Origin of the sequence: Frigoribacterium sp. NBH87 (assembly GCF_014217665.1) — a bacterium.
In the GTDB taxonomy this organism is placed as follows: domain Bacteria; phylum Actinomycetota; class Actinomycetes; order Actinomycetales; family Microbacteriaceae; genus Frigoribacterium; species Frigoribacterium endophyticum.
The window spans coordinates 291,635-304,444 of sequence record NZ_CP043650.1 but is presented as its reverse complement, the minus strand read 5'-3'; the positions used below and the strand labels follow the sequence as shown (position 1 = coordinate 304,444).

The window sequence follows — 12,810 nt, the reverse complement described above, 5'->3', positions numbered from 1 at the left end:
CCGCGACACCTCCGAGCCGAGAACAGGACCGCCGAGACATGGACACCGTCACCCCCGACCCGAGCGAGACGCCCTCGCCCGAGGCCGCCGCCGCTCCCCGAGTGACCGTGGCCCCCGTCGTCGCCACGGCGGACTCCGCCCACGGGCACGTGGACGTCATCGACGACCGCGACGGCTACCTGGCCGCGGTCGAGGCGATCGCCGCCGGGACGGGGCCGATCTCGATCGACGCGGAGCGCGCCTCCGGCTACCGCTACTCGCAGCGCGCGTACCTCATCCAGGTGTTCCGCCGCGGCTCGGGCGTCTTCCTCTTCGACCCGCCGGCCATCGGCCGCTTCGACGAGCTCCAGGCAGTCATCGGCCACGAGGAGTGGGTGCTGCACGCCGCCAGCCAAGACCTGGCGTGCCTGCGCGAGGTCGGCCTCGACCCCGACCTCGTGTTCGACACCGAGCTCGGCGCCCGCCTCGCCGGGCTGCCGAAGGTGGGCCTCGGGGCGGTCGTCGAGCAGCTCCTCGGCGTCCACCTCGCCAAGGAGCACTCCGCGGCCGACTGGTCGACCCGGCCCCTCCCCCAGAGCTGGCTGGTCTACGCGGCCCTCGACGTCGAGCTGCTCGTCGACCTCCGGGACGCGATGGCCGAGCTGCTCGAGCGTGACGGCAAGCTCGACATCGCCCGGCAGGAGTTCGCGGCGACGGTCGCCCGCGAGGTCAAGCCGGCCAAGGCCGAGCCCTGGCGTCGCCTCACCGGGCTGCACACCGTGCGCGGGTCGCGGGGCCTCGCCGTCGCCCGTGAACTCTGGACCGCGCGCGACGACTACGCCCGGCAGGTCGACACCGCCGCGGGCCGGCTCGTGCCGGACTCCTCCCTGGTCGCCGCCGCGAAGGCGCTGCCGGCCGACAAGCGCGCCCTGGCGGGCCTCCGCGAGTTCGTCGGCCGCGCGAGCCGGAGCGAGCTCGACCGGTGGTGGGCCGCCGTCGAGCGCGGCCAGGCGACCGCCGACCTGCCCTCGCACCGCGGGCCGGCCGGCGACACGCTGCCCCCGCCGCGCAGCTGGGCCGACAAGTCGCCGATGGCGGACGCCCGGTACCGGCACGCCCGCCCCGTCGTGGCGGCGATCGCCGAGCGCCTCGACCTGCCGGTCGAGAACCTCCTCACGCCGGAGCTCCTCCGCCGGGTCTGCTGGGAGCCGCCGATCCCCTTCGAGCCCGAGGCCCTCGCCGCGGCCCTCACCGAGCTCGGGGCGCGCGCCTGGCAGGTCGAGGCCGTCGCCGGGCCCCTCGCCGACGCCTTTGTCGACGCCCACCAAGAGCCCGAGACGCAGCCCGCCGAGCCTTCGTAGCAATCCGCGAAGGATTCTGCCCGCCCCCGCCGCCTCCCTAGGATCGGACCAGTTCCGAGCACTGGAGGCAACGTGGCCGAGAGAACAGAAGTCGTCTTCGTCGACGGGGTCCGCACCCCGTTCGGCCGGGCAGGGGAGAAGGGCGTCTACTGGGGCACCCGGGCGGACGACCTCGTGGTCAAGGCCATGAAGGGGCTGCTGGAGCGGAACCCCTCCCTCCCCCTCGACCGCGTCGACGACGTCGCGGTCGCGGCGACCACGCAGCAGGGCGACCAGGGGCTGACCCTGGGGCGCACGACGGCGCTCCTCGCGGGCCTCCCCCGGTCGGTGCCCGGCTTCGCGATCGACCGGATGTGCGCCGGCGCGATGACGAGCGTGACGACCCTCGCGGGCGGCATCGCCTTCGGCGCCTACGACGTCGCCGTCGCCGGGGGCGTCGAGCACATGGGCCGCCACCCGATGGGCTTCGCCGCCGACCCCAACCCGAGGTTCCTCACCGAGAAGCTCGTCAGCGGCGACGCCCTCAACATGGGGTCGACGGCGGAGCGCATCCACGACCGCTTCCCGCAGCTGACGAAGGAGCGCTCCGACCGCTTCGCGATGCGGTCGCAGCAGAAGCTCGCGGCCGCCTACGACGCCGGGCACATCCAGCCCGACCTCGTGCCGGTCGCCGTGCCGTCGGCCGAGGGCTGGGGCCTCGTGACCCGGGACGAGGCACCGCGCCCGGAGACCACGATGGAGGCGCTGGCCGGCCTGCGGACGCCCTTCCGCCCCCACGGGCGGGTCACCGCGGGCAACTCGTCGGGGCTGAACGACGGCGCGACCGTCAGCCTGCTCGCCTCGACGGACGCCGCGCGCGAGTACGGCCTCGCCCCGAAGATGCGTCTCGTCAGCTTCGCCTACGCCGGGGTCGAGCCGGAGATCATGGGCATCGGCCCCGTGCCCTCCACCGAGAAGGCGCTCCGCAAGGCGGGGCTCACGATCGACGACATCGGGCTCTTCGAGCTGAACGAGGCGTTCGCCGTACAGGTGCTGTCGCTGCTCGACCACTTCGGCGTCGACGACGACGACCCGCGGGTCAACCCGTGGGGAGGCGCCATCGCCGTCGGCCACCCGCTCGCCTCGTCCGGCGTGCGGCTGATGATCCAGCTCGCCCGCCAGTTCGAGCAGCACCCGGAGGTCCGCTACGGCCTCACCGCGATGTGCGTCGGCCTCGGCCAGGGCGGCAGCGTCATCTGGGAGAACCCGCACTTCGACCGGAAGGCCGCACGAGCATGAGCACGACCACGAACGCCCCCCTCGAGGCCCTCACCGAGCTCAGCCACGACGAGGTCGTGACCCACAGCCACGTCCGCGACGTGCCCCTCCCCTCCGGCGGGGTCCTCGCGCTCGTGACCCTCGACAACGGCCGGGACCACACCCGGCCGAGCACCCTCGGGCCGGCGACGCTGCTCGAGTTCGGCGCGACGCTCGACGAGCTCCGGGCGCGTGCGTCGCGCGGCGAGGTCGCCGCGATCGCCGTCACGGGCAAGCCCTACTTCCTCGCCGCCGGGGCCGACCTCAGCAAGGTCAGCCAGATCCCCAGCCGCGAGGTCGCCCGCGAGCTCGCTCGACTCGGCCACTCCACCCTCGGCAAGCTGCACGACGCCGGCGTGCCGACCTTCGTCTTCGTGAACGGGCTCGCGCTCGGGGGCGGCCTCGAGATCGCCCTGCACGCCGACTACCGCACCGTCGACACGTCCGCCGCCGCCCTCGCGCTGCCCGAGGTCTTCCTCGGCATCGTCCCCGGCTGGGGAGGCGCGTGGCTGCTGCCGAACCTCATCGGCATCGAGGCCGCCCTCCGGGTGGTCATCGAGAACCCGCTCAAGAACAACCGGACGCTGAAGCCGGCGCAGGCCCTGGAGCTCGGCATCGTCGACGTGGCGTTCGGCCCGGCGGCCTTCCTCGAGGACTCGATCCGCTGGGCGGACGGCGTCGTGGCCGGCACGACGAAGGTCGCCCGCCCCCACGTGCCCGGACGCCTGGAGCGTGCGGTGAAGTGGGACGCCGCCGTCTCGATCGCCCGGAAGTCGCTCGAGGGCAAGATCGGCACGGTGGCGCGCTCGCCCTACGCGGCCCTGGAGCTGCTGAAGGCCGCCCGGTCGACCGACCGGGCCACGGGCTTCGCCGCGGAGGACGAGGCCCTCGCCGGGCTCGTCGCGGGCGACCAGTTCGCCGCGAGCATGTACTCGTTCGACCTCGTCCAGAAGCGGGCCAAGAAGCCGGCCGGCGCTCCCCCGCGCGACCTGGCGAAGCCCGTGACCAAGGTCGGCGTCGTCGGCGCGGGCCTGATGGCCAGCCAGTTCGCCCTGCTCTTCGTCCGTCGTCTCCAGGTGCCCGTCGTCATCACCGACCTCGACCAGGCCCGGGTCGACGCCGGCGTCGAGCGGATCCGCGGCGAGATCGTCGAGCTCGCGGCGAAGGGCCGCATCTCGGGCGACGAGTCGAACCGGCTCTCCGCGCTCGTGACCGGCACGACCGACCTCTCCGACTTCGCCGACTGCGACTGGGTGATCGAGGCCGTCTTCGAGGAGCTCGGCGTGAAGCAGGACGTCTTCGAGCGGGTGGAGGCGGTGGTCGCGGAGGGCGCCGTGCTCGCCACGAACACCTCGTCGCTCAGCGTGGAGGCGATCGGGGCCCGCCTCCGCCACCCCGAGCGGCTGGTCGGCTTCCACTTCTTCAACCCGGTGGCCGTGATGCCCCTGGTCGAGGTGGTGCGCACGCCCGCCACCGACGAGGCCACCCTCAGCACCGCCATGGTGACGGCGGCCGCCCTCCGGAAGAACGCGGTCATCACGGCCGACACCCCCGGGTTCGTGGTGAACCGGATCCTGGCGAAGCTGCTCGGTGAGGCCATGCACGCGGTGGAGACGGGCACCCCGTTCGAGGTCGTCGACCGCGCGACGGCCCCGTTCGGCCTCCCGATGACCCCGTTCGAGCTCCTGGAGCTCGTCGGCCTCACGGTCGGCGCCCACGTGCTCGACACGCACCACGCGGCCTTCCCCGACCGCTTCTTCGCCAGCGACGGCCTGCACCGCCTCGCCGAGCACGGAACGATCTTCGAGCGGGACTCCAAGGGCCGCCGCAAGGGCTTCGACAAGAAGGCGGTCGCCCTCGCCGCGGGGCCCGGCACCGCGATGACGGACGAGGAGCTGCGTCGCCGGATCGAGGACGGCCTCGCCGACGAGGTGGGCCGGATGCTCGACGACGGCGTGGTGTCGGCGGCGGAGGACATCGACCTCTGCCTCATCCTGGGCGCCGGGTACCCGTTCCAGATGGGCGGGGTGACGCCGTACCTCGACCGTGTGGGGGCGACCCGCCGCGTGCGTGGCACGACATTCCACGACCCGATGATCGTCGGGCCGGAGCACGTCGACGCCTGACGCCACGGGGCACGGCGATCGGAGGGCCCGCCACGACGACGGTCGTGGCGGGCCCTCCGACGCTGTCGGCGCGGCCCGCCGAGGCCGGACGGGCGCCAAGGAGAGCCGAGCCGGCGCGGACGCCGGTGTCGGTCAGTCGTGCTGGGCGTCCACCCGACGCTCGTCGGCGTCGTCGAGCGGGCGGGCCACGGGGATCTTGCTCCCGAGGACCTGCGCCACGACGTCCCGCGCGATGTGCTGGGGGGTGAGGCCCGCCTCCTCGAGGATCTCGGCCCGTGAGCCGTGCTCGAGGAACTCGTCGGGCAGGCCCAGCTCGGTCACGGCCGTGTCGACGCCCGCCTGTCGGAGGTCTTGTCGGACCCGGGTGCCGATGCCCCCCACCCGGACGCCGTCCTCGATCGTGACGACGAGGCGGTGGTCGGCGGCGAGGTCGACGATCGACCGGGCCACGGGCACGACCCAGCGCGGGTCGACCACGGTGGCGCCGATGCCCTGTGCGGCGAGGCGCTCGGCCACCTCGAGCCCCACGGAGGCCATCGGCCCCACGCAGACGAGCAGCACGTCGCGGCGCTCGTCGCTCGAGAGGACGTCGACGCCGTCGTCGAGCCGGCGCTCGGCCTCGTGCTCGGTGCCGACCGTGCCCTTCGAGAAGCGCACGACCGTCGGGGCGTCGGTGACGGCGACGGCCTCGCGGAGCTCCTCCCGGAGGCGCGTGGCGTCGCGGGGCGCGGCGAGCCGGATGTGCGGGACGATCTGGAGCAGCGCCAAGTCCCAGATGCCGTGGTGGCTCGGGCCGTCCGGCCCGGTGACGCCCGCCCGGTCGAGCACGAAGGTCACGCCCGCCCGGTGCAGGCCGACGTCCATCAGGACCTGGTCGAAGGCGCGGTTGACGAAGGTGGCGTACAGGGCGACGACCGGGTGGAGCCCGGCGTAGGCCAGCCCCGCGGCGGAGGTGACCGCGTGCTGCTCGGCGATGCCGACGTCGAGCACCCGCTCGGGGAACCGCTCGGCCATCTTGTGCAGCCCGACCGGCCGCAGCATCGCGGCGGTGATGCCGACGACGGTCTCGTCCTCGGCGGCGACGGCGACCATCTCGTCCGCGAAGACGCTCGTGTACGAGGGCGCGGCGGTCGTCTCGAGCGGCTCGCCGGTCTCGGGGTCGATCTGGCCGACCGCGTGGAACTGGTCGGCCACGTCGGCGCGGGCGGGGTCGTAGCCGCGCCCCTTCTCCGTGATGGCGTGGACGATGACCGGCGCCCCGTAGTTCTTGGCCTGGTGGAGGGCCTCCTCCATCGCGACCTGGTCGTGGCCGTCGACGGGGCCGATGTACTTGATGTCGAGGTTCGAGTAGAGCGCCTCGTTGTTGGTGAAGCGGCTGAGGAAGCCGTGCAGCCCGCCCCGCACGCCGCGGTAGAACGCGCGACCCGGGTGGCCGAGCCGGTCGAACATGGCCTCGCTGCCCATGTGCATCTCGCGGTAGGTGCTCCGCGTGCGCACCGTGTTGAGGAAGCGCGCCATGCCGCCGATGGTGGGGGCGTACGACCGACCGTTGTCGTTCACGACGATGATCAGGCGGCGGTCGTTGTCGTCGCTGATGTTGTTCAGCGCCTCCCACGTCATGCCGCCGGTCAGCGCGCCGTCGCCGACGACGGCGACGACGTGGCGGTCGGACTGGCCGGTGAGGCCGAAGCCGCGCGAGATGCCGTCGGCCCACGAGAGGCTGCTGGAGGCGTGCGAGCTCTCGACGATGTCGTGCTCCGACTCGCTGCGCTGCGGGTAGCCCGCGAGTCCGCCCCGGAGGCGGAGACCGCTGAAGTCCTGTCGGCCCGTCACGAGCTTGTGCACGTACGACTGGTGGCCCGTGTCGAAGACGAACGCGTCGTGCGGCGAGCGGAACACGCGGTGCATGGCCAACGTCAGCTCGACGACCCCGAGGTTCGGCCCGAGGTGGCCGCCGGTCTTGCTGACCTCCGCCACGAGGAACGCCCGGATCTCCGTCGCGAGGTCGACCATCTGCTGGTCGGTCAACGCGAGGAGGTCACGCGGACCGCTGATCGTCTCGAGAATGCTCATGCCGGCTTCCTTTCCGCCTACCCGGAGGCAGCCGGGCTCAGTTTATGCGTCGACCCGGCGAGAACGCCGGAAGCCCCCACCGGGCGTCGGCGACGCGGGTGGGGGCTCCTCGTGCGGGCTAGACCAGGCTGCGCAGCACGTACTGCAGGATGCCGCCGTTGCGGTAGTAGTCGGCCTCACCGGGGGTGTCGATCCGAACGACGGCGTCGAACTCGATCGTCTGAGCGCCGGCGGCGGAGTGCTCGGTCGGCTCGGCGACGACACGGACCGTCTTCGGCGTCACGCCCTCGTTCAGCTGCTCGAGGCCGGAGATGCTGATCGACTCGGTGCCGTCGAGCCCGAGCGACTCCCAGCTCTCGCCCGCGGGGAACTGCAGCGGCACGACGCCCATGCCGATCAGGTTCGAGCGGTGGATCCGCTCGAAGCTCTCCGTGATGACCGCCGCGACGCCGAGCAGGCTCGTGCCCTTGGCCGCCCAGTCGCGGGACGAGCCGGAGCCGTACTCCTTGCCGCCCAGGATGACCAGGGGCGTGCCCTGCTCCTGGTAGCGCGCGCTCGCGTCGTAGATGAACGACTGCGGCGCGTCGGGCTGCGTGAAGTCGCGGGTGTAGCCGCCCTCGACCCCGTCGAGGAGCTGGTTGCGCAGGCGGATGTTCGCGAACGTGCCGCGGATCATGACCTCGTGGTTGCCGCGTCGCGACCCGTAGGAGTTGAAGTCCTTGCGGTCGACGCCGTGCTCGTCGAGGTACCGGCCCGCGGGGCTGTCGACCTTGATCGAGCCCGCCGGGCTGATGTGGTCGGTGGTGACCGAGTCGCCGAGCTTCGCGAGCACCCGTGCCCCGCTGATGTCGCGGACCGGCGTCGTCTCGAGGGTCATGCCCTCGAAGTACGGGGGCTTCCGCACGTACGTCGACTCGGAGTCCCACTCGAAGGTGGCGCCGGTGGGCGTCGGCAGCGACCTCCAGCGCTCGTCGCCGTCGAAGACGCCCGCGTACTCGTGGGTGAACATGCCCGTGTCGATCGACGAGTCGATGGTCGACTGGACCTCGGCCGCGTCGGGCCAGATGTCGCGGAGGTAGACGTCGTCGCCCTCCGGCGTCGTGCCCAGGGGGTCGGACTCGAAGTCGAAGTTCATCGAGCCGGCCAGCGCGTAGGCGATGACGAGCGGGGGGCTCGCCAGGTAGTTCATCTTGACGTCGGGGTTGATGCGGCCCTCGAAGTTCCGGTTGCCCGAGAGGACCGCCGTGACGGCGAGGTCGTTCTCCTGCACGGCCGACGAGATCTCGTCGAGGAGCGGGCCCGAGTTGCCGATGCAGGTCGTGCAGCCGTAGCCCACGGTGTAGAAGCCGAGGTCTTCGAGGTAGGTCGTGAGGCCGGCCTTCTCGTAGTAGTCGGTGACGACCTTCGAGCCGGGCGCGAGGGTGGTCTTGACCCACGGCTTGGCCTTGAGGCCCTTCTGGCTGGCGTTGCGGGCCAGCAGGCCCGCGGCGAGCATCACCGACGGGTTCGAGGTGTTGGTGCACGAGGTGATCGCCGCGATCGCGACGGCGCCGTGGTCGAGGGTGAAGGTGGAGCCGTCGCCCAGCTCGACCGACGTCGGCTTCGAGACCTTCGCCGGGGCGTGCGACGTGTGCGAGATGCTGTGCGGCTGCGCCTCGTCGTCGTCCTCGGCGGTGAAGCCGATGGGGTCGGAGGCCGGGAAGGTGCCCTCGACCGCGGCGTCGACGTGCGAGTGGTCGGTCTTCGCGTAGTTCTCGAGGTCGACCTCGAACTGGCTCTTGGCCGCGGTGAGCTCGATGCGGTCCTGCGGGCGCTTCGGCCCGGCGATCGAGGGCACGACGGTGGCCAGGTCGAGCTCGAGGTACTCGCTGAAGACCGGCTCGACCGACGGGTCGTGCCAGAGGCCCTGGAGCTTGGAGTACTTCTCGACGAGCTCGATCTGCTCGTCGGAGCGCCCGGTGAGGCGGAGGTAGTCGAGGGTCACGTCGTCGATCGGGAAGATCGCGGCGGTCGAGCCGAACTCGGGGCTCATGTTGCCGATCGTGGCGCGGTTCGCGAGGGGGACCTCGGCGACGCCCTCGCCGTAGAACTCGACGAACTTGCCGACGACGCCGTGGGCCCGGAGCTGCTGCGTGATCGTCAGGACGACGTCGGTGGCGGTGACCCCGGTGGGGATCGAGCCGCGGAGCTTGAAGCCGACGACCTTGGGGATCAGCATCGACACGGGCTGGCCGAGCATCGCGGCCTCCGCCTCGATGCCGCCGACGCCCCAGCCCAGCACGCCGAGGCCGTTGACCATGGTGGTGTGCGAGTCGGTGCCGACGAGGGTGTCGGGGTAGGCCTGCAGGACCGTGCCGCCGCCCTCGACCGCGACGTCGCGGCTGTACGTGACCCGGGCCAGGTACTCGATGTTGACCTGGTGGACGATGCCCGTGCCGGGCGGCACCACCTTGAAGTCCTGGAAGGCCGTCTGGCCCCAGCGGAGGAACTGGTACCGCTCGCCGTTGCGCTCGTACTCGATCTCGACGTTGCGCTCGAGCGCGTTCTCGCTGCCGAAGAGGTCGGCGATGACCGAGTGGTCGATGACCAGCTCGGCGGGGGCGAGGGGGTTGATCTTCGTCGGGTCGCCGCCGAGGGCCGACACGGCCTCGCGCATGGTGGCGAGGTCGACGATGCACGGCACGCCCGTGAAGTCCTGCATGACGACGCGCGCCGGGGTGAACTGGATCTCGGTGTCGGGGTCGGCCGTGGGCTGCCACTCCCCCAGGGCCGTGATCTGATCGCGAGTGACGTTGGCGCCGTCCTCGGTGCGGAGGAGGTTCTCGAGGAGGACCTTGAGGCTGAACGGGAGCCTGGCCGAGCCGTCGACCGCGTCGATGCGGTAGACCTCGTACTCGGTCGCGCCGACCGTCAGGCTGTCCTTCGAGCTGAAGCTGTTGATTGCAGACACGTGCCGTCTCCCTTGCTGACTACGCCCTCATCATGGTCGCCCGACCCGGAGCCGCACCAGCGAGGCCAGCCTAAGTCGATCGACCGCGAGCGGCCGTGGCCGTCGATGTATCTCGATGTCGAGACAACGGTACCACCAGGAGTCGCGGAACAGCGGTCAGGAGCGCTGCGGATCGCCCTCGGCGGCCGCGTCGCCGACCTCGGCCTCGGCTCGGCCGCGGTAGACCGTCCGCACGAGCAGCCACGTGACCCAGAGCAGGCCCGCGTAGAGGGGCACGCCCATGATCAGCTTCAGGGTCGCGAGGGCGGTGATCTGGCCCGCGAAGAAGAGCGGGAGCTGGACCGCCAGCCGGGCGGCGAAGAGCCCCGCCCACAGGACGGTCGCGAGGGTGAGGACGCGACGCTTGGCGCGGTCGCCGCGCCAGGCGGAGCCCTCGTTGGTCAGGAGGCCGACGACGACGCCGATCAGCGGCCAGCGGACCACGACGCTCGCGAGGAGGGCGAGCAGCGACACGGCGTTGATGACGAGCCCGGGCACGAAGTTTCCCTCGGCGCGACCGCTGAGCAGGGCGATCGCGGCGGAGATCGCGATGCCCAGGACGCCGGCCAGGGCCTGGGCCACGGGGCCCCGCTGCACGGCGCGGGCGACGACGAAGGCCAAGGCCACGACGACCGGGATCAGCACCGACGGGAGCACGTCGCGCGTCACGGCGTAGACGACGACGAAGCCCAGGCCGGGGACGATCGACTCGACGAGGCCGCGGACGCCGCCGATCGCCGAGAGGAGCGCCGACGCCGTGGGCACCTCGCCGGGCGCGACCTGCCCGATGCCGGCACGCTGCGCCGCCGAGAGGAGCTGGGCCGAGAGCGAGACGCGAGGGTCGTCGAGAGGCGACGCCTCGCCGTCGCCGACGGGCGTGCCGGTCGCGCGGAGGTCGTCGGCGTCGCCGAGGCCGGGCGTGCTCACGGGCTCGGTCGCGTCAGACGCGCGAGGGCGTCGTGCTGGGGGCGTCGGTCGGGCCGGCCTTCGGCATGGTCAGCGGGATGAGGTCACGCGGGGCCATCGGGGTGCTGCCGCGGACGACGACGACGCTCCGGAAGAGCTCCTCGATCTTCTCCGCGGCCTCCGGGTCGACCGCCGCCTCGCCGGCGATGACGCCGCGGAGGAACCAGCGGGGGCCGTCGACGCCGATGAAGCGGGCTCGGCGGGTCGTGCTGGCGTCGCCGCCCATCACGGGGATCTCGGCCCTGACCTCGGGGCCGAACGGGCCGTCGACCTCGGCCGTGGTGCCGCCCTGTCGCTGGATCTGCTCGGTGATCTGCTCGCGGATCTCGTTCCACAGGCCCGTGCTGCGGGGGGCGGCGAACGGCTGCACCTGGAGCGTGGACTTCGCGAAGTCGAGCCCGACGGCGACGACGCGCTTGCTGCCCTCCTCGACCTCGAGGCGAAGGTGCAGGCCGTCGCGCGGCAGGATCTTCACGCCGCCCAGGTCGACGTACGGGCGGACGGGGCTGGCCTCGGTCTCGTCGAGCGGGCCCGTGTCGGCACGGTCGGCAGGAGCGGACTTGGAGTCGTCGAAGACCTCGACCTCCGCGTCCTCCAGGGACTCGATGCTGACCTCGACGTCGTCGAGGTCAGCGGTCTCGACCTCGACCTCGGTCGTGGCCAGCTGCTGCGCTTCGCGCTTCGACTTCCTCATGATGCGGTGCCTCCGGTGGTGTGTGCGTAGCCCGTGGAGCCGAAGCCCCCCTCGCCGCGGACGCTCTCGGGGAGGGCGTCGACGGGGAGGAACTCGGCCCGGACGACGGGCATGACGACGAGCTGGGCGATCTTGTCGCCGACGGCGACGTGGTGCTCGGCCTCGAGGTCGGTGTTCAACAACGCGACCTTGATCTCACCACGGTAGCCCGCGTCGACGGTGCCCGGGCTGTTGACGACGGTCACGCCGTGCTTGGCCGCGAGCCCGCTGCGGGGCATGACGAAGGCCGCGTGGCCCTCGGGCAGCGCGATCGAGACCCCCGTGCCGACCAGGGCACGACGGCCGGGCAGGAGCACGACGGACTCGCTCGCGAGGAGGTCTGCGCCGGCGTCGCCCGGGTGGGCGTACCGCGGCGTGTGGTCGACGGCGGCCGTGCCCGTGGACGGGTCGGCGGGCGACCTCCGGGCCGTGAGGGGGACGTCGAGGCTCTGGGTCACGTGTCGAGGGTACTGCAGAAGTCTGGTCGAATGGACCCATGAACCCCTACCGCGAACGGCTGCTGCCGCCGCTCACCGTCTTCCTCGCCTCGGCGCTCCTGGTGCCCGCGACCCTGCTGGTCTTCCTGCCCATCGACCCCGTCGTGGGCGTCGTGGTGGCCGTGCTGTTCTACGCGGCCGCGGTCGTGGCGCTCGTGGTCAGCTCGCCGGTCGTCCGTGTGGACGACGAGGGGTTCCACGCCGGCCGGGCCCGGCTGCACCCCGACGAGATCGGCGAGGTGACGGGGTTCACGGGCTCCGCCGCCACCACGCAGAGAGGGCCCGGGCTCGACGCGCGAGCCTGGACCCTATTCCGGGGCTGGGTGGGGCCGGTCGTGAAGATCACGCTGACCGACGAGTCCGACCCCGCTCCTTACTGGTTGGTGTCGACGCGACGACCTGACGAGGTCGTGCGCCGGGTGGAGGAGCTCAGGCGGCGCACTCCCGGCAGATAGCGCCCAGCTTGGTCTCGTGGTCGAGCTGCGAGCGGTGCTTCACGAGGAAGCACTCCACGCAGGTGAACTCGTCGACCTGGGGAGGGAGGACGACGACGTCGAGGTCGAGGTCGGAGAGGTCCTGCCCGGCCAGCTCGAACGAGCCGGGGTTGTCGGCGTCGTCGTCGATGACGCCGGTCGTCTTGTCAGGGGTGCGCTCCTTGAGGCCCTCGATCGACTCCGAGTCGTCGTCGTTCTTGCGAGGTGCGTCGTAGTCGGTGGCCATGCCCATCCAGTCTTCGTGTTGATCGTTGCCCGATTCGGCGGGCACAGTTTGCATCACTCGTTGTCGAATA

The 12,810-nt window shown here is 72.1% G+C and carries 10 protein-coding genes; 4 read left to right on the top strand and 6 right to left on the bottom strand.

Annotated elements, in window-relative coordinates:
- The first annotated feature begins 38 nt into the window (after positions 1-38).
- The 3 genes from F1C15_RS01410 to F1C15_RS01400 all read left to right on the top strand — a co-directional run bounded on the left by F1C15_RS01410 (position 39) and on the right by F1C15_RS01400 (position 4,762).
- Complete coding sequence (locus tag F1C15_RS01410; RefSeq protein WP_185232581.1) at positions 39-1,340, top strand: HRDC domain-containing protein; 1,302 nt, start codon at positions 39-41, stop codon at positions 1,338-1,340.
- Between the two features lie 72 nt (positions 1,341-1,412).
- Positions 1,413-2,618 carry a thiolase family protein gene (locus F1C15_RS01405; RefSeq protein ID WP_056054573.1) on the top strand — a complete coding sequence of 402 codons (1,206 nt, stop codon included), beginning with the start codon at positions 1,413-1,415 and terminating at the stop codon, positions 2,616-2,618.
- Complete coding sequence (locus tag F1C15_RS01400) at positions 2,615-4,762, top strand: 3-hydroxyacyl-CoA dehydrogenase NAD-binding domain-containing protein (protein WP_185232579.1); 2,148 nt, start codon at positions 2,615-2,617, stop codon at positions 4,760-4,762. Before F1C15_RS01405 ends, F1C15_RS01400 begins: the two co-directional genes overlap by 4 nt.
- Positions 4,763-4,894: 132 nt before the next feature.
- Here F1C15_RS01400 and dxs read toward each other — a convergent pair whose 3' ends face one another.
- The 5 genes from dxs to dut all read right to left on the bottom strand — a co-directional run bounded on the left by dxs (position 4,895) and on the right by dut (position 11,981).
- Positions 4,895-6,835 (bottom strand): 1-deoxy-D-xylulose-5-phosphate synthase, encoded by a 1,941-nt coding sequence (gene dxs / locus F1C15_RS01395; RefSeq protein ID WP_185232577.1) that lies wholly within the window; start codon positions 6,833-6,835, stop codon positions 4,895-4,897.
- Positions 6,836-6,953: 118 nt separating this feature from the next.
- Positions 6,954-9,785, bottom strand: a complete 2,832-nt coding sequence (gene acnA / locus F1C15_RS01390; RefSeq protein ID WP_185232575.1) for an aconitate hydratase AcnA — start codon at positions 9,783-9,785, stop codon at positions 6,954-6,956.
- 156 nt (positions 9,786-9,941) lie between these two features.
- On the bottom strand, positions 9,942-10,751 hold the full coding sequence (locus tag F1C15_RS01385; protein WP_185232573.1) for a DUF3159 domain-containing protein: 810 nt from the start codon (positions 10,749-10,751) through the stop codon (positions 9,942-9,944).
- Positions 10,752-10,764: 13 nt separating this feature from the next.
- Positions 10,765-11,484, bottom strand: coding sequence for a DUF3710 domain-containing protein (locus F1C15_RS01380; protein WP_082514344.1), 720 nt, complete (start codon positions 11,482-11,484; stop codon positions 10,765-10,767).
- A complete protein-coding gene (gene dut, locus F1C15_RS01375; protein WP_056054554.1) occupies positions 11,481-11,981 on the bottom strand; it encodes a dUTP diphosphatase in 501 nt (166 codons plus the stop codon). Before dut ends, F1C15_RS01380 begins: the two co-directional genes overlap by 4 nt.
- A gap of 38 nt (positions 11,982-12,019) precedes the next feature.
- On the opposite strand from dut, the gene F1C15_RS01370 reads away from it, so the two are divergent.
- Positions 12,020-12,475 carry a DUF3093 domain-containing protein gene (locus F1C15_RS01370; RefSeq protein ID WP_056054551.1) on the top strand — a complete coding sequence of 152 codons (456 nt, stop codon included), beginning with the start codon at positions 12,020-12,022 and terminating at the stop codon, positions 12,473-12,475.
- On the opposite strand, the gene F1C15_RS01365 is transcribed toward F1C15_RS01370, so the two are convergent.
- Entirely contained in the window at positions 12,450-12,740 is a 291-nt protein-coding gene (locus tag F1C15_RS01365; protein ID WP_056055877.1) for a DUF4193 domain-containing protein, read from the bottom strand. The genes F1C15_RS01370 and F1C15_RS01365 overlap by 26 nt on opposite strands.
- Between the last annotated feature and the right edge of the window lie 70 nt (positions 12,741-12,810).